At 36.0% G+C, this 20976-nt stretch carries 18 protein-coding genes; 10 read left to right on the top strand and 8 right to left on the bottom strand.

Annotated features, from left to right (window positions below):
* The first annotated feature begins 9 nt into the window (after nucleotides 1-9).
* From ACKC83_RS07465 to ACKC83_RS07420, 10 genes are all read left to right on the top strand, one after another.
* Nucleotides 10-696, top strand: a complete 687-nt coding sequence (locus ACKC83_RS07465; RefSeq protein WP_414036311.1) for a TIGR04282 family arsenosugar biosynthesis glycosyltransferase — start codon at nucleotides 10-12, stop codon at nucleotides 694-696.
* A complete protein-coding gene (locus ACKC83_RS07460) occupies nucleotides 680-1492 on the top strand; it encodes a purine-nucleoside phosphorylase (protein ID WP_434037585.1) in 813 nt (270 codons plus the stop codon). The genes ACKC83_RS07465 and ACKC83_RS07460 overlap by 17 nt, the downstream gene beginning before the upstream one ends.
* Before the next feature lie 80 nt (nucleotides 1493-1572).
* Complete coding sequence (locus ACKC83_RS07455) at nucleotides 1573-2463, top strand: sterol desaturase family protein (RefSeq protein WP_434037584.1); 891 nt, start codon at nucleotides 1573-1575, stop codon at nucleotides 2461-2463.
* Nucleotides 2456-3154, top strand: a complete 699-nt coding sequence (locus tag ACKC83_RS07450; RefSeq protein ID WP_434037583.1) for a DUF547 domain-containing protein — start codon at nucleotides 2456-2458, stop codon at nucleotides 3152-3154. The genes ACKC83_RS07455 and ACKC83_RS07450 overlap by 8 nt, the downstream gene beginning before the upstream one ends.
* Complete coding sequence (locus ACKC83_RS07445) at nucleotides 3147-3851, top strand: TIGR04283 family arsenosugar biosynthesis glycosyltransferase (RefSeq protein WP_434037582.1); 705 nt, start codon at nucleotides 3147-3149, stop codon at nucleotides 3849-3851. The genes ACKC83_RS07450 and ACKC83_RS07445 overlap by 8 nt, the downstream gene beginning before the upstream one ends.
* Nucleotides 3852-3924: 73 nt before the next feature.
* Nucleotides 3925-5463, top strand: a complete 1539-nt coding sequence (locus tag ACKC83_RS07440) for a carboxypeptidase-like regulatory domain-containing protein (RefSeq protein ID WP_434037581.1) — start codon at nucleotides 3925-3927, stop codon at nucleotides 5461-5463.
* Nucleotides 5464-5617: 154 nt separating this feature from the next.
* Nucleotides 5618-6310 carry a glycosyltransferase family 2 protein gene (locus tag ACKC83_RS07435; protein ID WP_434037580.1) on the top strand — a complete coding sequence of 231 codons (693 nt, stop codon included), beginning with the start codon at nucleotides 5618-5620 and terminating at the stop codon, nucleotides 6308-6310.
* Nucleotides 6307-7797 carry a cellulose synthase family protein gene (locus ACKC83_RS07430; protein WP_414036318.1) on the top strand — a complete coding sequence of 497 codons (1491 nt, stop codon included), beginning with the start codon at nucleotides 6307-6309 and terminating at the stop codon, nucleotides 7795-7797. The genes ACKC83_RS07435 and ACKC83_RS07430 overlap by 4 nt, the downstream gene beginning before the upstream one ends.
* A gap of 203 nt (nucleotides 7798-8000) precedes the next feature.
* On the top strand, nucleotides 8001-9005 hold the full coding sequence (meaB, locus tag ACKC83_RS07425; RefSeq protein ID WP_434037579.1) for a methylmalonyl Co-A mutase-associated GTPase MeaB: 1005 nt from the start codon (nucleotides 8001-8003) through the stop codon (nucleotides 9003-9005).
* 18 nt (nucleotides 9006-9023) lie between these two features.
* Nucleotides 9024-11096: a polysaccharide lyase family 8 super-sandwich domain-containing protein gene (locus tag ACKC83_RS07420; RefSeq protein WP_434037578.1), complete on the top strand. Its 2073-nt coding sequence runs from the start codon at nucleotides 9024-9026 to the stop codon at nucleotides 11094-11096.
* Nucleotides 11097-11190: 94 nt separating this feature from the next.
* Here ACKC83_RS07420 and scpA read toward each other — a convergent pair whose 3' ends face one another.
* The 8 genes from scpA to mce form a co-directional block, all read right to left on the bottom strand.
* Nucleotides 11191-13329 carry a methylmalonyl-CoA mutase gene (gene scpA, locus ACKC83_RS07415; protein WP_434037577.1) on the bottom strand — a complete coding sequence of 713 codons (2139 nt, stop codon included), beginning with the start codon at nucleotides 13327-13329 and terminating at the stop codon, nucleotides 11191-11193.
* Nucleotides 13330-13408: 79 nt separating this feature from the next.
* Complete coding sequence (locus ACKC83_RS07410; protein WP_434037576.1) at nucleotides 13409-15217, bottom strand: methylmalonyl-CoA mutase family protein; 1809 nt, start codon at nucleotides 15215-15217, stop codon at nucleotides 13409-13411.
* Between the two features lie 20 nt (nucleotides 15218-15237).
* A complete protein-coding gene (locus ACKC83_RS07405) occupies nucleotides 15238-16524 on the bottom strand; it encodes an acetyl-CoA hydrolase/transferase family protein (protein WP_434037575.1) in 1287 nt (428 codons plus the stop codon).
* Between the two features lie 46 nt (nucleotides 16525-16570).
* Nucleotides 16571-17890, bottom strand: coding sequence for a sodium ion-translocating decarboxylase subunit beta (locus ACKC83_RS07400; RefSeq protein ID WP_434037574.1), 1320 nt, complete (start codon nucleotides 17888-17890; stop codon nucleotides 16571-16573).
* Nucleotides 17891-17953: 63 nt separating this feature from the next.
* Nucleotides 17954-18385, bottom strand: coding sequence for a biotin/lipoyl-containing protein (locus ACKC83_RS07395; protein WP_414036325.1), 432 nt, complete (start codon nucleotides 18383-18385; stop codon nucleotides 17954-17956).
* Between the two features lie 43 nt (nucleotides 18386-18428).
* Nucleotides 18429-18812 carry an OadG family protein gene (locus ACKC83_RS07390; protein WP_434037573.1) on the bottom strand — a complete coding sequence of 128 codons (384 nt, stop codon included), beginning with the start codon at nucleotides 18810-18812 and terminating at the stop codon, nucleotides 18429-18431.
* Between the two features lie 2 nt (nucleotides 18813-18814).
* Nucleotides 18815-20374 (bottom strand): acyl-CoA carboxylase subunit beta, encoded by a 1560-nt coding sequence (locus ACKC83_RS07385; protein ID WP_414036327.1) that lies wholly within the window; start codon nucleotides 20372-20374, stop codon nucleotides 18815-18817.
* Between the two features lie 25 nt (nucleotides 20375-20399).
* Nucleotides 20400-20807 (bottom strand): methylmalonyl-CoA epimerase, encoded by a 408-nt coding sequence (gene mce / locus ACKC83_RS07380; RefSeq protein ID WP_414036328.1) that lies wholly within the window; start codon nucleotides 20805-20807, stop codon nucleotides 20400-20402.
* Nucleotides 20808-20976 lie beyond the last annotated feature (169 nt).

The following is a 20976-nucleotide window of genomic DNA, read 5'->3' as shown; positions in this document are numbered from 1 at the left end:
TTTTAAACCATGGGATTTTTCACCTCTAACGATCAAGAAAACGACGATGAAGCTATTGCAACATTTCATTTTCCAACCTCTAAAAAAGCACTTATTATTTTCGCCAGAAATCCAGAATTAGGCAAATGCAAAACGCGTTTGGCTAAAACTATTGGAGACGAGAATGCTTTAGAAATTTATAAAATGCTTTTACAGCATACCGCAAAAATTGCCGAAAAAGTAAAAGCAGATCAGTTTGTGTATTATTCCGAACACATTCATAAGAATGACACTTGGGACGATACAAATTTTAGAAAAAAACTGCAACAAGGTAACGATCTTGGCGAACGGATGAAGCATGCGTTTTCAGACTTATTTCAGAACAACTACCAGAAAGTCATTATTATTGGTAGCGATATTTTAGATTTAAATGCTGAGATTATAGAGGATGCTTTTAGTCAATTAGAATATCACGATACCGTAATTGGCCCAGCCAAAGATGGTGGTTATTACCTATTAGGCATGAAAACTTTACATGCTAATTTGTTTGAAAATAAATCTTGGGGCACCGAAACCGTATTACAAGATTCACTTAAAAACTTAGAGAACAAATCGGTTTATTTATTAGAAGAATTAAATGATATCGATACATTTGAAGACATAAAAGATTATCCTCAATTTAAAAAATTTATTACACATCATGATAAAATACATTAACGAAACCACAGAATACTTACAAAATAAAGGCTTCGACAAACCTGAGATTGGTATTATACTAGGCACTGGATTAGGAAAATTATTAGACGATGTTTCTATAATTCATGAAGTTAGTTATAACCAAATACCTTACTTCCCGACAGCAACTGTAGAATTCCATAAAGGAAAACTAATTTATGGCGAATTAGAGGGTAAAAAAGTGATTATAATGCAAGGTCGTTTTCATTTATACGAAGGCTATACCTTACAAGATATTACATACCCTGTTCGTATTATGAATCAGTTAGGAATTCACACGCTATTAGTATCTAATGCTTCTGGAGCAGTGAATTTGGATTATGCTAAAGGTGATATTATGTTAATAGACGACCATATTAATTTACTTGGTGGTTCTCCTCTAGCTTTTAAAGGAGTCTCTAAATTAGGTGAGCGTTTTGCAGATATGAGCGCACCTTACGACAAGGACATTAATACCAAGTTTAAAAACATCGCAAAAGCACACGACATTACCCTGCACGAAGGCGTTTATGCAAGCATGTTGGGCCCTCAGTTAGAAACCCGAGCAGAATATCGCATGCTTAAAATTTTAGGTGCAGATGCTGTTGGAATGAGTACCGTACCTGAAGTTATTGTTGCCAATCATTTAAAATTAAAAGTTGCAGCGGTTTCTGTGATTACAGACAAAGGCGATCCTGACAATTTACAACCTGTAAATATTGAAGAAATTATAGAAGTAGCCGAAAAAGCAGAACCAAAAATGATTACCCTCTTTAAAGAACTAATAAAAACAATTTAGAGAGACTTAAAAAGCAAGTTACACACTTTATTTCATCTTGTTTTCTTGAGTAAACACATACAAGAAAACAAGATTTTTTTATGGAAAAATATACAGACCTTATTCAAAACTCTTACTCCGGCTATTGGCGGTATTTAAAACACGAATTAATTTCGGTAAACCATTGGGATAATTATTTCTATGGTCTTATCCTTATTTCGCTCATGGTTTGGGGCTTAGAAATTGCATTTCCTTGGCGTAAAAATCAGTCCATATTTAGGAAAGATTTTTGGCTAGACACATTTTATATGTTCTTCAATTTCTTTCTGTTAAATTTAATTGTCCTCATTGCACTATCAAATACCGTAGCCGAATTATTTAACGATTTGCTTTCTGTTTTTGGACTAACGCTAACCGATTTCCAAGTATTAGAAATTAGTAAATTACCCAAGGCGCTCGGTTTATTCATCTTTTTTATAGTCAGCGATTTTGTGCAATGGAATACGCATAGATTATTGCACCATATTCCGTTATTGTGGAATTTCCATAAAGTGCACCATTCTGTAAAAGAAATGGGGTTTGCAGCACATTTACGCTATCACTGGATGGAGCCCGTGGTATACAAATCCCTGCTTTATATTCCTATAGCCATAATTGGCGGATTCGATGCTCAAGATGTTGCCCTAGTACACTTTTTTGCTATAGCCATCGGCCATTTAAATCACGCGAATTTAGGATGGGATTACGGACGGTTAAAATATATTCTAAACAACCCTAAAATGCATATTTGGCACCATGCAAAAGACCTACCACCGACTTCAAAATACGGGGCAAATTATGGTATTACATTAAGTATTTGGGACTATATTTTTAAAACAGACTATATACCGCATAGCGGAAGAGACATTGAATTAGGTTTTCACGGAGACGAACATTTTCCTAAAGATTTTATTAACCAGGAGCTTTATCCATTAAAAAAACAAGATGATTAAAAATATTATAATTGCCGTATTTATATGTTGTACTACTTCGCTTTTTGCTCAGCAAATCGATCATACACCATGGACCACATTTTTAACCGAAAATGTAGACCCGGACGGACATGTTAATTACAAGACTATTAAACAACATCCCGACAGTTTAAATAGGTATCTAGACCTTCTGTCTGCAAGTAAACCGGATTCTAGTTGGACTAAAAACGAAACTTTAGCATTCTGGATTAATGCATATAATGCGTTTACCATAAAACTCATAATCGATAATTATCCGCTTAAAAGCATAAAGGACATAAAAAATCCATGGGATAAAAAATTTATTTCTATACATAACAAAAGCTATTCTTTAGGAGATATAGAACATGAGATTTTAAGAAAACTAGACGAACCTAGAATACATTTTGCCATTGTTTGTGCCTCAGAATCTTGTCCGAAATTATTAAACAAGGCCTATACGCCAACCCAATTAAACACGCAGTTAGATGCAGCCGCCGTATCATTTATTAATTCTAACAAAAACCAATTAACGCCTGATGCTGTTAAACTGTCTAAAATTTTCAAATGGTTTACAGAAGATTTTGAAACCAACGGTACCTTAGTTGAATTTATTAATAAGTACGCCAAAACTAAAATTAATCCTACTAAGCGTATATCTTATTTAGATTATAATTGGAATTTAAATGAATAGTATTTCTATTGTAATCCCCGTTCTAAATGAAGCAGGAACCATTGACAAATTAATTCCGTATCTGTTAAAAAATTCTTCACCAGATAACATATCCGAAATTATAGTAGTTGATGGTGGTAGCACAGATGGCACGCAACATCTTGTACAATCATTTCCAGACGTGAGACTTGTAAATTCAGAAAAGGGACGAGGAACACAAATGAATGCAGGCGCGCATTCTGCAAAAGGAAACATTCTGTATTTTTTACATGCCGATTCTTATCCGCCTAAAAATTTCGATAATCACATTTTACAAACCATTAGTAAAACATCGCAAGCCGGTTGTTTTAAAATGACATTTAACTCCTCGCACTGGTGGCTAAAATTAGCAGGCTGGTTTACGCAGTTTTCATGGAAAATAAGTCGTGGTGGAGATCAGAGTTTATTTGTATTCAAATCTCTATTCGATGCTCTTGGCGGTTACAACACAGATTACAAAATCTATGAAGACAACCATTTTATAAATACGCTTTATAAGGTAACTAAATTTACAGTTATTCAGGAACAATTAACCACCTCGGCAAGACGTTACCACTGCAAAGGTCTTTGGACATTACAATATCATTTTTCAATTATTCATTTAAAATATAGTTTGGGTGCTTCGCCTAAAGCACTGCATAACTACTATTTAAAGTATGTAAATGTTAAAAAACAATAAAAATAGCCTAATAAAATTCTAAAGTGTATTCATCGTTTCATGTATTAAATTACTTTCACATAAAACTATCCATATGAAACACCACTATCTTCTAATCTTTGCTTTTTTTATCTTATTTGCATCACCTATCCTCGCCCAAACCGAAATTCATGCCAGAGTTTTAGATTCTACCAATAAAGAACCTATTGCTTACGCGACCATATCTTATAATAATTCTACGGGTGTTATAAGTAATGACGTTGGGCAGTTTCAACTGCAAATAAACACATCACTTACTGCGCAGGATTCCTTATTTTTTAGTTGTTTGGGTTACGAATCAAAACAATTTCCAGCCCATACATTTAAAGATAGTATAGTATATTTAAAACCTAAATCTATCGAGTTAAAAGAAGTCATGCTCTTCAATAAAAATTACACGGTAGATGAAATTATTGATAAAGTTGAAGACCATTTAGAGAAGAATTACGCCGTAGATTACGAAAAAAGCACCCTCTTTTTTAGGGAATCTTATGGATCTACTATTCTTAAAAAATCGGTTAAAATTAAAGCATCTACCATCCCTGAATTCAATCAAGAATTAACCGATAGTATAATTAACGACGTGCCATTAGAGTCGTATCATTATACCGAAGTACTTGGCGAATTCTATAAGAATCGCACAGATAAAGACCAAGATACTATTAATAAACTCGAGATTTTAAAAGCATCAGAACTTTATGATAAAAATAATGAAATGACCTTCGAGGCATACGAAAAAAAACTAAATGCTATTGTACAAAAGCACGTCAAGCGCGATTCGTATTTCAAAATTAAATCGGGGTGGTTCGGAACCAAACAAGATATAGATTCTTCATTTTTTCAAAACGAATCAGATCAAAAAACAGACGACTATATAAAGGCTGAACAGAAAAAAGAAGAGGACAGGAAAAAGAATTTTTTAAAATATAGAAAACGCGGTATTAACGCCCTTGAACAAATCAGCTTCGTAAACGAAAAATCGTATTTAAACTGCATACATAAATCTAACAGATACGAATTTGAGCTCTTAGATTATTCTTTTTTAAACGATCAGTATGTATACAAAATAGCGTTTAAACCTAAACGTAGCGAAGACTATAAAGGTGTTTTATACATTAACACCAACGATTTTGCTGTAATTAGAATTGATTTTAAAAACGTAAAATCCTTAAAAACATTCAAATTACTTGGGGTTGGATTAGATGTTTATTTAAAACAAGGAAGCCTAATTTACGCAAAAAACAATGCTGATACTTACAGTTTAAAATATGCCGAAATACAAGGTGCTAATAAAACCAGTATAGACAGGCCTCTTAAAATTATTGAAAAAAACAAACACGTAAGAGGTCGTAGAAAACAAAACGAACTCTCGGCAGATATTAACTTTATAGTGACAAATCGTTACAAACGTGAAATGGTAGTTTTCGAAAATGAAGTTTTAACAGCAAGCGACTTTAATACTTTTAAAGAAAAAGCAAAAGTAGAGCCTATTTACCTTCCTACCTACGATCCAGAATTTTGGAAAGGCTATAATATTATAGAACCAAACAAAGCCATAAAAGACTTTAAAAGTATGGAGACTGAAGAAGAATAAAACCTTACGAAAGGAAATGATATTTATTTAGACTAAAACGGATGTTACTCAGAACATAAAATTAAATTCTGGGGCGATAAGATGAATTTAAAAACACAAAAGCAAATCCAAATAACTAATTATATTTGCTCCTTCTATTCTCAGAAACATTAGTATGTCTATAATTAAAGTTATTATTCCGGCGTATAACGAAGCCGATTCCATTGCACATGTTATTCAAGATATCCCCGATCTTGTTAATGAAATTATAGTTGTTAGCAACAATTCCAGCGACGACACCGAAAAAAATGCTAAGCAAGCTGGAGCAACTGTACTAACCGAAACAAATAAAGGTTACGGTTACGCCTGTTTAAAAGGCATGGATTACATCTCCAAACAAGAAGAAAAACCAGACATCATAGTTTTTTTAGATGGCGATTATAGCGATTATCCAGAACAACTAACCGAACTTATTGCGCCTATTTTAGAAGATAATATAGATTTTGTGGTGGGTTCTCGCGTTAAGCGTCTACGAGAATCTGGATCTATGACGGTTCCACAAGAGTTTGGTAACTGGTTAGCGACCTCTTTAATGCGAGTATTTTTTAAATCTACTTTCACCGACTTAGGACCTTTTAGAGCTATAAAATACGATAAACTACTAAACCTCAATATGATAGATAAAACATATGGTTGGACAGTAGAAATGCAATTAAAGGTTTTAAAACAGAACTTATCGTATTGTGAAATTCCTGTAAAATATAGGAATAGAATTGGGGTCTCAAAAGTTTCAGGGACAATAAAAGGTGCTATATTTGCAGGCATAAAAATTCTCTATTGGATTTTTAAATACAGTTTCAAAAAATGATTTTAGAAATTATCACAATTGCCATATACTCAACGTCTTTAGCATTAATATTCATGTATGCTTTAGCCCAATTAAACTTACTTTTAAATTATCTTTCTGCACATAAAAAGAACGATCAACTCCCGCCTTTAGACGTTTCTAAAGTGAATGAACTTCCAACAGTAACCATTCAACTACCTGTTTTCAACGAAATGTATGTTATGGATCGCTTGTTAGAAAATATAGCGACTATGGATTACCCGCAACATAAATTGGAAATCCAAGTTCTAGACGATTCTACAGACGAAACCGTAGAAACCACACGTGCTCATGTCGCAAAGCTAAAAGCAACTGGCTTAGATATTACGCACATTACCAGAACAGACCGTAGCGGTTTTAAAGCTGGTGCCTTAAAAGCAGGATTAGAAATCGCAAAAGGAGAATTTATCGCCATTTTCGATGCCGACTTTTTACCAGAATCAGACTGGTTATTACGTACTCTTCCGTATTTTAAGGATAGAAATATTGGGGTTGTACAAACCCGTTGGGGACATATAAACCGCGAATATTCTTTACTTACAAGAATCCAGGCCTTTGCTTTAGATGCTCATTTTACTTTAGAACAAGTAGGAAGAAATAGTAAAGGACATTTTATAAATTTTAATGGTACCGCCGGTGTTTGGCGTAAGGCTTGTATTCTAGATGCAGGAAACTGGGAAGGCGATACACTTACAGAAGATCTCGATTTAAGTTACCGTGCACAGCTTAAAAACTGGAAGTTTAAATACCTAGAAGATGTCGAAACGCCTGCCGAACTTCCCGTAGTAATTAGTGCGGCGCGTTCGCAACAATTTCGATGGAACAAAGGAGGTGCGGAAAACTTTAGAAAAATGCTTTGGCGCGTTTTAAAATCCGATAACATTTCAGGAAAAACAAAACTTCATGGGGTCTTACATTTACTAAACAGCACCATGTTTTTAAACGTGTTTATTGTAGCCGTTTTAAGCATCCCGATGTTGTATATTAAAAACGAATATGCACATTTAAAACCATACTTCTATGTGATGAGTTTCTTCGTAGTAAGTAGTATTATTTTCTTTATTTGTTACTGGTTTATGTACAAAAACATTTACGGTGGAGGCGTTAAGAACTTCATTAAATACATCGGCATGTTTTTTACATTTTTCACAGTAGCCATGGGCTTTTCTTTACACAATTCTATTGCTGTTTTAGAGGGTCATGCAGGTAAACGAAGTGAATTTGTGCGGACACCAAAATTTAATATTAGCACGCTAAAAGACAGCTGGAAAGACAATAAATACATCAAGAAAAACATCTCAATAAATGTTATTTTTGAAGGCTTACTAACCTTGTATTTCGCTTTTGGAATGTATAGCGCCTTTGTAGTAGGCGACCAAGGTGGCGATTTTGGACTGTTTCCATTCCACCTGATGCTATTCTTAGGTTTCGGCTATGTCTTTGTAAAGTCGGTTACCTCTAAAGCTTAAATACATTTGGGCGTTCCCCAAGGGGCGCGCTTTCCGTTGCAATCTTTTGCTAAAAAGCAAAAGGATTTTCACTGCAATCCCTAACGCAAAAATCACGATAATTACAAAAAACAATCCTGTAATTATCGTGATTTTTTATGGTTATAAGTATCTTTGTAATACAACGATAAGGCACCGTTTAGTTATTAAATTACAGGGATAATATGAAGGTATATAAACGCAAAAACAGACTATCAGCTCAAGAATATATAGATGGTGTTTTACAGGGCAATCGGGTTATTCTCTCTCGAGCTATTACCATTATTGAAAGTAATTTAGACAGTGATAAAATACTAGCAAAAGAGATTATTCAATCTATATTACCACATTCCGGACGTTCTATCCGAATCGGAATTACAGGCGTACCTGGCGTTGGAAAAAGCACCTTTATAGAAGCCTTCGGAAAACACTTAACTAGCTTAGGCCATAAAGTAGCCATTTTATCTATCGACCCGAGTAGTCAGCGTTCCAAAGGAAGTATTTTGGGCGATAAAACGCGTATGGAAGAACTTAGCAATAACGAGAATGCTTACATTCGTCCGTCCTCTACGGGAGACACCCTTGGTGGTGTTGCCAATAAAACAGGAGAAACCATGCTCCTTTGCGAAGCTTCTGGTTACGATGTTATTTTAGTTGAAACCGTTGGTGTAGGCCAATCGGAAACAGCAGTTCATGGCATGACCGACTTCTTTCTTTTATTAATGCTCGCAGGCGCAGGAGACGAACTTCAAGGCATTAAAAAAGGAATCATGGAAATGGCCGATATGGTGGTAATTAATAAATCCGACGGCGATAATATTAAGAAAAGTGAAATGGCACGTTTGCAATATCAAAATGCCTTACATATTTTTCCGCAACCAGAATCAGGTTGGACTCCCGTAGTTACCAAAGCCTCTTCAACAAAAAACACAGGAATAGATACCGTTTGGGAACAGGTTTTAAAATACAAAGCACTTATAGACCAAAATGGTTATTTCCTCGAAAATAGAAATCAACAAAACATAAAGTGGATGTATAACAACATCAACGAAGAATTAAAACACCTGTTTTACGGTTCTCCAGAAATTAAAAGCAAGCTTTCCGCATTAGAGCATGATGTTGTATCTTCACACATATCACCTGTAAAAGCGGCTCAATCTATTATGGAGTCTTTTAAAAAGATAAGGTGATTTAAAGCCCCCTTTTTTATGAGACTTTATCGTTGTTTAATACTTGCTATAATCTTTTTGTGTAATCAATCTATTTATGCAACCGATATAGATAAACTCAAGCAAAATCTAAAAGACTTTTATTTACTGGAAACTATTAGTGATAATGAAGTAGAAGCTTTACTTAATAGCATCTCTACAGATTTTTCTTTTCCAGATATCGATTACACCTTGCATCGCAGAAGTAATTGGACACCTAAACAACATCTTACAAGATTAGTGTCTTTAGCAATTGCTTTTGAAGATGTAAATAGTAAATATTATAACTCAGATACATTGGCTACGACTATAGTTGGCGCTTTAAACTTCTGGAGTTATAATAATTTTTATAGCGACAACTGGTGGCATTCAGAAATTGGTATTCCTCAAAACATTGGTCCTACTCTAATACTTTGCGAATCTATAATTCCTGATTCTACAATGACGAAGTCCTTAAAAATTATGGACAAGTCTAAAATATACATGACTGGGCAGAATAAAACGTGGCTTAGCGGTAATGTGTTTATGCGTGAACTCTTACGCGCAAACGACACTTTAATTCGTACTGCTGCCAATACCATTAAGTCCGTATTGATTCCATCTGCACCTTACCAAGAAGGTATTCAGCCCGATTATTCGTTCCATCAACATGGTCCCCAACCTCAGTTTGGAAATTATGGTTTGCATTTTGCCGAAGACATTATTAAATGGATGTTTATTTTCAAAGAAACAGATATAGCCTTCTCCTCGCAACAAGTAGACTTAATGCGTAATCTCATGTTCGAAGGACAACAAAAAGTAGTCTATAAAGGCAACTATGAAATATTAGCAACCGGACGACAAATTTTTCCTGAATTTGTAGATGGTAAAAAATATCGAGGACCAAAATCCAAAGGTGATTTGTACCAAAGTTTAGAGAGAAAATTTAATCTTTTCGACGGCCATAATAACCCCGAACATGCTCCTAGTGAATATATACATTTTCGTAATTCAGATTACAGTTTATACCGAACAGACACTTTTTTCTCGGCCGTAAGAATGTCGTCTCAACGGGTTATCGGTGCGGAAGCTGGAAACGGAGAAAATCAACTTGGATATTACTTAGGCGATGGCACGCAGTTAATTTATCGGACTGGAAAAGAATATGAAGATATTTATCCCGTCTGGGACTGGAAAAGATTACCAGGTACGACTACAGTACAAGACACCGCTAACCTTCCCGTTTTAACTTGGGATGGTTATAAAAACAACTCCTATTTCACGGGTGGCTTAAAAGGTAAAAAAGTAAGTCTTACGGCGTTTAAATACCGCAGAGATAGTCTGCAAGCAAATAAATCGTACTTTTTTGTAAACAATAAAATTTACGCTCTAGGCTCCGGAATTTCTACCAATAGACACTTTAATGTAACCACAACCGTAAACCAAAGTTTAAAACAAGGGCCAATTATTGTAAATAAAAACAAGGCGCATATCTCCTCGGTATGGCATGATAGTATTGCTTATATAAATTTAGGTAAGCAACAATTCCATGTGAAACACGAGACACAAACTGGCAGTTGGAAAAGAATTTTAACTTGGCATTCCGATAGTCTTATTTCTAAGGCCGTTTTTAATTTAGAAGTGAATCATGGGCTTCAACCTACAAATGAAAAATATGCCTATGTAAGCGTTGTAGGTGTATCTAAAGATGACGTTAATAAGGTTATTGAAGATGAATTAGGGCACATAATAGCACACACCAATAAAGTACACGCTGTAAGCTTTAATAACGGACAAACCATTTCAATTAGCGCGTTTGAACCTTGTGAGATTGAAATAAAAACGCATCAGAAATTAAAACTAAAATCTCCGTGTTTACTCAGTTTAACGAAACAAGAACGAGGTTGGCTCATTGAAGCTGTAGACCCCACACAACAATTATCTAAATTATCTTTTGAAATTAGCGGTAAATATGCGCTTCAGAAACAAGGAAATTCTAAAATAGAAGGAGATGTTACAGTATTCGATATCGTTACTCCAGAAAGCGTTTATGACAAAGGGAAAACGCAGACAGTTTATTTAGAACAAAAATAACACACGGCATTCCCACACTTATAATTTAAACATAAAAAACCCCATTACTATCACACATCAGCAACGGGGTTTTTCGACAAATCAATACTTATTACTAAGCTTCTTCGTGTTCTAAATATTTCTCTAAGATTGTTATAGCTGATTTTGAAATTACAGTTCCTGGTCCAAAAATGGCAACTACTTTATGATCCAACAAGAATTGATAATCTTGCTCCGGAATAACACCTCCTGCAAATACCATAATATCTGGTCTTCCTAATTTTTCTAGTTCTGTAATTAACTGCGGAATTAATGTTTTATGCCCTGCCGCTAAACTTGAAGCGCCTACAAAGTGCACATCGTTTTCAATTGCTTGTTTCGCTACTTCTTCTGGGGTTTGAAATAAAGGTCCCATATCCACATCAAAACCTAAGTCGGCAAAACTAGAGGCTACAACTTTGGCTCCTCGATCATGACCATCTTGTCCCATTTTAGCAACCATAACACGCGGCCGTCTTCCTTCAATTTCAGCAAACTGATCGGCTAATTTTAATGCTTCTGCGAAAGTGGTATCGTTACTAACTTCTTTGCTGTACACCCCACTAATTAATTTTGTATCGGCTTTATGTCTACCAAAATGCACTTCTAAAGCATCAGAAATTTCACCAAGTGTCGCAAAGTTTTCTGCGGCTTCTACAGCCAATTCTAATAAATTGCCTTTCCCCGTTCCTGCACAATCTGTTAATGCTTTTATATTTTTATCCACTACAGCTTGATCTCTATTTGCTTTCAATTTTTTCAAACGTGCAATTTGAGAATCTCTAACCGCTGTATTATCAACTTCTAAAATCTCTATAGACGATTTTTCATCTGTTTTAAACTTATTTACACCCACTAAAATATCCTGTCCAGAGTCTAAACGTGCTTGTTTTCTTGCCGATGCTTCTTCAATACGCATTTTAGGCACTCCGGTTTCAATGGCTTTGGCCATACCACCAAGTTCCTCTACTTCTTCAATAAGGGTCCATGCTTTTTTAGCGATTTCTTGAGTTAAATATTCAACATAATAAGATCCTGCCCAAGGATCGACAGCCTTAGTCATTTGGGTTTCATCCTGTATATAAATTTGTGTATTACGTGCAATTCTTGCAGAAAAATCTGTTGGTAAGGCAATGGCTTCATCCAGCGCGTTGGTATGTAAAGACTGCGTACCTCCTAATGTGGCTGCCATCGCTTCTATACATGTTCTAGCTACGTTATTATAAGGATCTTGCTCACTTAAACTCCAACCCGACGTCTGACTATGCGTACGTAATGCCATAGATTTAGGGTTCTTTGGATTGAACTGTTTTATAATTTTTGCCCACAACATACGTGCGGCACGCATTTTAGCAATTTCCATAAAATGATTCATTCCAACCGCCCAGAAAAATGAAAGTCTAGGTGCAAATTCATCAATCTTTAATCCTGAAGCCAAACCGGTTCTAATGTACTCCATACCATCGGCCAAGGTGTATGCCAACTCAATATCTGCAGTCGCACCGGCTTCCTGCATGTGATATCCACTAATGGAAATAGAGTTAAATTTAGGCATGTTATTGGTCGTGTATTCAAAAATATCTCCGATAATTTTCATAGATGGTAATGGCGGATATATGTACGTATTACGCACCATAAATTCCTTTAAAATATCGTTTTGTATCGTTCCGCTTAATTGATCTAATGCTACGCCTTGTTTTTTGGCTGCCGCAATGTAAAACGCCATAATGGGTAGCACGGCTCCGTTCATGGTCATGGATACAGACATTTTATCTAACGGAATTTGGTCGAATAAAATTTCCATATCTAATATAGAATCTATGGCAACTCCGGCTTTTCCAACATCTCCCGTTACTCTTGGGTGATCGGAATCGTATCCACGGTGTGTAGCTAAATCGAACGCCACAGACAATCCTTTTTGTCCGGCGGCAAGATTACGTCTGTAAAAGGCGTTAGATTCTTCTGCCGTAGAAAACCCTGCATACTGCCGAATAGTCCAAGGTCTTAACGCATACATCGCACTATAAGGTCCTCTGGTAAATGGTGGCAATCCAGAAACAAATTGTAAATGTTCTGCATTGGCAAGATCTTCTTTAGAAAAATGTGTTTTAACAGGAATCCCTTCTGGAGTATTCCAAATGGCTTTATTATTTGAAGGCACTGCTTCTTGCTTTGATGCTGTGTCTAATGTTATATTTGAAAAATTTGGTTTCATGTGTTTCTTTTTTTGTTAATCAATGGTCACATGCTATTGAAAAAACCTCAGCGCGGAAGTGTTTATCAATGTCACACCGCTACTTTTTAATATGTTTCCGAACTTTTTTCTGAACACCCGAAATGGTATGAATCACATCCGATTTTATATGAATACAATCGTCTAAACCTGCTTCTTTAAGATCGTCTAAAATGGCTACAGGATTTCCGGCTAATAATAGCACTTTATCTTTATTTAACGCTCTAAATGTTTTTACATATGCTAAAGCATGATCGTCGTAATCTGGATCTGAACTACAAATAACAACCACTTCCGATGCTGATTTTGCACTAGCTTCAGCCGCTTGCTCTGCACTCTCGTAACTTTTCTCCTGCAAAACTTCGAAACCGCTTACTCCAATAAAATCGTATGCAAAAGCAGCTCTTGCTTTACGCATGGTTAAGTTTCCAAAACTTGCCAATTCTACAACTGGACGTTTGCCAGCTTCTTCTACGATATCTTCGGAAACTTTTCTAAGCGCTTCTATTTCTAAAGACGCTCGTCTAGGTGTTAATACTTTAGAATTCATTTCTCCTCCTGAAAATAGCACTTTAGAATCTAGTTTTTCCATTAGATTTGGATATTTATTTACCCCAACCATTGGCAAACGTCTCTGACTAATTAGCTTGATTTTTTTCTGACGAATCTCTGCAATTTGCTGTTGGATCGTTTCATTTTCAAAAGCAGTAAAGAAACCTCCATCCGCTTCGATTGCTTTAAATAATTCTAAAGCTTTTGTCGCTACTTTTGTACTTACTTCTTCTATATAATAAGACCCATCGACAGGATTAGCAACTTTTCCGAAGTAAGATTCCTCTCTTAATATGGTTGTAATATTGCCAGAAATCCGACTCGAAAAATCTGAGGGATCTTTAAATTCTTTATCATAAGCATCGACTAGAATACCATCTACATTCCCAAGAATAGCCGACATGGCTTCTGTGGTAGAACGCAACATATTGGCATGTGCATCGGTCACAGATTTTGTCCAAATGGAAGTCTTAGCCGTAAGTGTAAATTTAAAATTAGACACGCCATAGGTTTCAGCGATTTTATAGACCAAACTGTTTAAAGCTCTGTATTTGCTCATCTCGACAAAATACTCAGAACCAATAGCCAACTGAATATGCAAGCGATTAAAAACAGTTTCCGCTGCGACATCCTGATCTCCTAACGCTTCAATTACAGCGACTAAAGCATTTAAAGTATATGCTACTTCTTGAACTTGATTTGCTCCAGAATCTAAAAAAGTAGTTCCTGAGATAGTAATCATTTTAAAGTTTGAAAACTTTGCTCCCAAAGAAATTACTTTGGCTAAAGTTTCAAATATATCCGCTTCTAGAGTGGCAGTTGTTACATAATTTGAAAGGACACCAAGATCAAAATATCCGTTTAAGTTACTTTTATCGGACACATTTTTTTCGGCATATGAAAAGAAATCTGTAGCAAAATCTAAAGTGTTATCAGATAACACAAAAGAGACTGTAATGCTGTTTAAATCAAGCCCTTTTAGTAAAGTAACAACAGACACCTTAGATTCGATTTGAAAAACCAAACCATTTATACCCTCCTCAACGGCTTTTTGTGCTAAAGCATTACCGCTTTCTGCAGAAGCCACCACAACACATCTATAGTTTACCAATGCTTGCGCATTTTCTCCAGTGTTTTTAAGATAATCTATAGTGTCTTCCGTATTATATAAAGGTTGAATATCAATGCCGTTTAGGTTCTTCCAAACCAGTCTTTTATTGAAATCTCCACCTTTTAAATCTATATTAACTTTTTCCAACCATGCAGCTTTAGTCACTGGCTTAAAATCGGAAAAAAGTGTATTATTTTTAGTAGTCATACGATGTGTATTTAGTGTGATTAAATCATGATGCTACTTCCGAATCTTTCAAAAATAGCTTTATCTAATTCTTCTCGATAATCAGGATGCGCAATGTCTCTTAAGGCTATGGCACGCTGTTTTAAAGTTTTACCAAAAAATTCTGCTACGCCATATTCTGTAACCACATATCTGGCATGCGCTCTAGTGGTAACTACGCCTGCTCCTACTCTTAAAGTTGGAACAATTTTAGAAACCCCTTTTAAGGTTTTAGAATTTATCGCAATAATAGGTTTCCCGCCCTCCGATAAGGCAGCACCTCGCATAAAGTCCATTTGTCCGCCAACACCAGACAACATTCGTGTCCCTATTGAATCGGCACAAACCTGACCTGTAATATCTATTTCTATCGCTGAGTTAATTGCGGTTACTTTAGGATTCTGACGAATCACAGACGTATCGTTAACATACGCAATATCCAACATTTCAATCTCAGGATTATCATCCATAAAATCGTATAAGCGCCTGGTTCCCATTGCAAATCCGGATACAATTTTATAAGGATTCACTTTTTTTTGGGACCCGTTTACTATACCTTTTTCCACTAAATCTACGATTCCTTCGGAGAACATCTCCGTATGTATTCCTAAATTTTTATGATTATTTAAATAGGTTAATACCGCGTTTGGAATCCCTCCAATTCCCATCTGCAGTGTAGCACCGTCTTCGATAATTCCTGCTACATTTTCACCAATGGCCTTTTCTTCTTCCGAAGGGGCTACAAATTGCATTTCGTAAAGGGCTTCATCGACTTCTACACAAGCCGCGAAATCATTTATATTTACAATGGCATCTCCAAAGGTTCTTGGCATATTAGGGTTAATTTGTGCAATTACCGTTTTTGCATTCTCGATACCAGAAATAACAATATCTACAGACACACCCAACGAACAAAATCCGTGTTTATCGGGAGGAGATACATTTACCAGCACCACATCTAAATTCATATATCCTTCGCGAAATAAGCTTGGAATATCGCTTAGAAATACAGGAATATAATCGGCTGTAATACCAATCATTTTTCTAATATTTCCACCAATAAAGAAAGCACTTGTAGAAAAACTCTCGTTTAATTCTGGTGCGACATAACCACATGCTCCTTCGGTATGTAAATGCACAATATTTACACCTCTTAATTCTGGTGCTCTCGCCACCATCGCTTTTATAAGCGCCTGAGGCGTTGCAGAACCACCTTGAATTAACACTCTATCTCCTGATTTAATTAATTTAACTGCATCTGCAGCAGACATTTTATTTGGTATGCTCATGACGATAATTTTTTAGATTACATTACAATTACATGTTTTATACCTCTTAAGAAAAGAAGCTTAAAATAATACCTGCAGCAATGGCCGAGCCAATAACACCAGCTACATTTGGTGCCATAGCGTGCATTAACAGATAATTATGTGGATCTGCTTTTAAACCTTCGGCATGTACTACACGCGCACTATCTGGCACAGCCGATACTCCCGCAGCACCAATTAAAGGATTAATCTTGTTGTCTCCTTTTAAGAATAAGTTCATGAATTTGGCAAATAGCAAGCCTCCCATGGTGGCGATTACAAATGATATCGCTCCTAATCCGAAAATTAATAAGGAATCTTTGGTAATAAAGATATCTGCCTGGGTAGATGCCCCAACAGTTACACCTAAAAGAATGGTTACAATGTCTATTAATTTTGTACGTGCTGTATCTGCTAGACGTTCTGTTCTTCCTGATTCTTTTAATAAGTTACCAAAGAATAACATTCCTAATAATGGTAAGGCACTTGGAGAAATAAATGTTGTTAACAATAAAGCAACTACGGGGAAAATCATTTTTTCCTTTTGAGAAACTGCTCTAGGTGGTTTCATTCTAATTAAACGCTCTTTTTTAGAGGTAAGCAATTTCATGATTGGTGGCTGAATTACCGGCACCAAGGCCATATAAGAATACGCGGCAATGGCTATTGGTCCGATTAAGTTTTTAACCGTTGTACCATCGGGTAGAATATTAATTCCATTCGCTAATTTAGACGACAAGAATATTGCTGTTGGTCCATCTGCTCCTCCGATTATTCCAATAGCACCAGCTTCGGGTAAATTAAACCCAAGATAAAGTGCACCTAAGAACGTGGCAAACACTCCAATTTGAGCCGCACCTCCTAAAAGCATAAGCTTTGGATTCGCTATAAGAGAGGAGAAATCTGTCATCGCTCCAATCCCTAAAAAGATTAATGGCGGATATATACCTTTTACAACCCCAAAATATAAATAGTTTAATACCGAACCAGTCTCGTAAATTCCTGTCTGATTTCCGGCTACAAAGGGTATATTTCCTATAATAACACCGGCTCCAATTGGTATTAGAAGTAGGGGCTCGTAATCGAATTTAATACCGAGATAAATAAACACAATCCCAATAATAATCATGATGATATTTCCACCGGCGGCATTAGCAAAACCCGTGTACTGATAAAATTGTTCAATACCTCCCATCGCTTCAGATACAAAACTTCTTTCCGAAGTGTCTGCTTGCGTTGTTAGTGAAGTAGTTGTAGTAGCTGTCGCCGAGCTAAAACTTAACCCTAAGGCGGGTTTAATAAAAACCAGCAATGATAGCACTCCAAATATTAATATTACTTTTTTCATTTTTTTATGTTTTTGCACATCATAGCACCTTCCTTAATTTAAGAACGTACTATAGATACATACCTATTCTAACTCTATCATTACTTCACTTTGTAAAACTTGTTGTCCCACGCCAACATTCACAGCGGTAACTACTCCAGATTTCTCAGAAGTAATGTTGTTTTCCATTTTCATCGCTTCAAGAACCAGCAACAAATCGCCATCTTTAACGGTGTCTCCAACTTTTACATTGAGGCTTAAAACCACACCTGGAATTGGCGCAGTAATGGTAATTTTACCCGCAGCTGCCGAAGCTGAAGTTTTTATTTTAACGGGCTCTAAAGCGGCTTTTGACGCCGTGCGCACTAACGTTGGTGTTTTAACGGTTTTTAACTCCTCTTCCATTTTAACGGTGTAAGCAGTACCGTTAACTTCTAGGTCTATAGTGTTTTTTTCTTGGGAGACAATTCTGACACTATAATTATTATCGTTTATATTGAATGTGAAATTTTTCATTGTATTGTGTATTACTTAAATGTTCAAAAAAATTAACCCCAAACTACCGTTTATTGTAAACACCGTATAATTTGGAACTCCAAGGAGAGTACATTTTCCGAGCTTGTTTTATAGTTAAAATTGCATTTTCGTGATCATGCTGATCGTTTAAATGAAGGTGAACTGCCGCGGAAATAGCAGCTACAATTTCTCCAGTAAAGTCTTCGTTTGCTACAGCAGATATTTCTGAAATCTTTTTATCTGGTCCCTTAGAGATTAATTTATATGCGTATAACATTAAAGGCAATGCATACTTAAAAATTAAGGTTAAGAGAATTAAACCCGTAAACACAATGAATAATCCTGTTACTAAAATAATATAACCTTCTTCAATTGGGTCGACAGCTATTTGCTGTGTAGTCTCGATTAGTGCCAATAAATTTGCCATAATTATAGTGGGATATTTGAATGTTTTTTAGGAGGATTTACCTCTTTTTTATTCGCTAACAACTCTAAAGCTCTTACGATTCTAAATCTGGTATTTCGTGGTTCAATTACATCATCAATAAATCCATATTTAGCGGCGACATAAGGATTAGCAAACTTGGTATTATACTCGTGTTCTTTCTCTTCGATATAGTGTTGTTTCTCGTCGGCATCTTCAATTTTTCTAATATTAGATCCTTCAAGAACTTCAACAGCTCCTTTTGCTCCCATAACTGCAATTTCGGCTGTTGGCCACGCGTAGTTTAAATCGCCTCGCAGTTGCTTACAACTCATTACATCGTGTGCACCTCCATAAGATTTACGTAACGTAATGGTTACTTTAGGAACAGTAGCTTCGCCATAAGCAAATAACAATTTAGCGCCATGTAAAATAATACCAGAATATTCTTGTCCCGTTCCAGGTAAGAATCCAGGCACATCGACTAAGGTTACAATCGGAATATTAAAAGCATCGCAAAAACGGACAAATCGTGCGGCTTTTCTAGACGCTTCACAATCTAGAACACCCGCATAGTATTTAGGCTGATTAGCCACTATACCAACAGAACGACCATTAAAACGCGCAAAACCTACGACTATGTTTCTTGCATAATCTCTGTGTACTTCGGTAAACTCTCCGTTGTCTGTAAGAATAGAAATAACATCTACAATATCGTAAGGCTGATTGGCATTTTCTGGAATTATACTATTTAAGGCATCGTCTAAACGATCTATAGGATCTGTACAAGGCACCACAGGTGGCTCTTCTAGATTATTAGACGGTAAGTAGCTCAGTAATTTTCTTACTAATAATAAGTTTTCTTCGTCGTTATCTGCTAAGAAATGAGACACACCAGATTTGGTAGAATGTACTTTTGCACCTCCTAGTTGTTCTGTAGTCACCTCTTCGCCTGTAACCGATTTAACGACTTTTGGACCAGTTACAAACATATAACTGGTTTTGTCTGTCATGATCGTAAAATCTGTTAATGCAGGAGAATACACTGCTCCCCCAGCACAAGGTCCTAAGATTGAAGAAATCTGAGGAATAACACCAGAAGCCATTATATTACGTTGAAAAATTTCGGCATAACCGGCAAGCGACCGCACACCTTCTTGAATACGTGCTCCTCCACTATCGTTAAGGCCGATTACGGGTACACCAATTTTCATGGCCATATCCATAATTTTACAAATCTTCAAGGCATAGGTTTCGGAAAGCGAACCTCCAAACACCGTAAAATCTTGAGAGAACACATATACAATTCTACCATCTATGGTACCATGCCCAGTAATTACACCATCTGATAAATAGATTTGCTTATCTAATCCGAAAGATTTTGTTCTGTGTGTAACAAACATGTCGAATTCTTCAAAACTATCATCATCTAAAAGAATATCGATACGTTCACGAGCTGTAAGTTTACCTTTAGCATGCTGGGAATCGATACGCTTTTCACCACCACCTAATTTTGCTTTCGCTCGTTTTTCAATGAGCTCGTTAATTTTTTCTTGATTTGCCATTAGTACGGGTTTTGTTTGTGTATTATTATTTTTCTTTTGAACAGAGTTCGGTAAGTACGCCTTGTGTGGATTTAGGGTGTAGGAAACCTATATTTAAGCCTTCTGCGCCTTTTCTAGACGTTTTATCTATTAATGTTACGCCACGTTCTTCGGCTAGCTTTAATGCCTCGGTAGAATCGTTTACTGCAAATGCAATATGATGCATACCTTGACCTTTTTTCGCTATAAATTTACCGATAGGGCCATCTGGCGAAGTACTTTCTAATAATTCTATTTTAGTCTGACCAACCATAAAAAAAGCAGTTTTAACTTTCTGGTCAGCAACCTCCTCAATCGAATAGCATTTTAGTCCCAATACCCCTTCGTAGTATTTTATAGACTCCTCTAAATTTTCAACTGCAATTCCTATGTGCTCAATATGTGAAATATTCATTTTTTTGTTGTTTATTACGATTAATTAATAAGGTACCCTACGAAATTACGTCTAAAATTGAAGATAATTCATGATAGTTGTCATGTAAAACGAACCCTTCAAGCTTGTAATTTCAAACGTTATAAATTACGCATTTAACTGTTATTCAGAAAATTAAATCGATTACAAT

This window comes from Formosa bonchosmolovskayae, from assembly GCF_051016085.1.
Taxonomy (GTDB): Bacteria; Bacteroidota; Bacteroidia; order Flavobacteriales; family Flavobacteriaceae; genus Formosa.
Note: the sequence above shows the minus strand (reverse complement) of the source record. Positions and strands in the feature narration are given on the sequence as shown.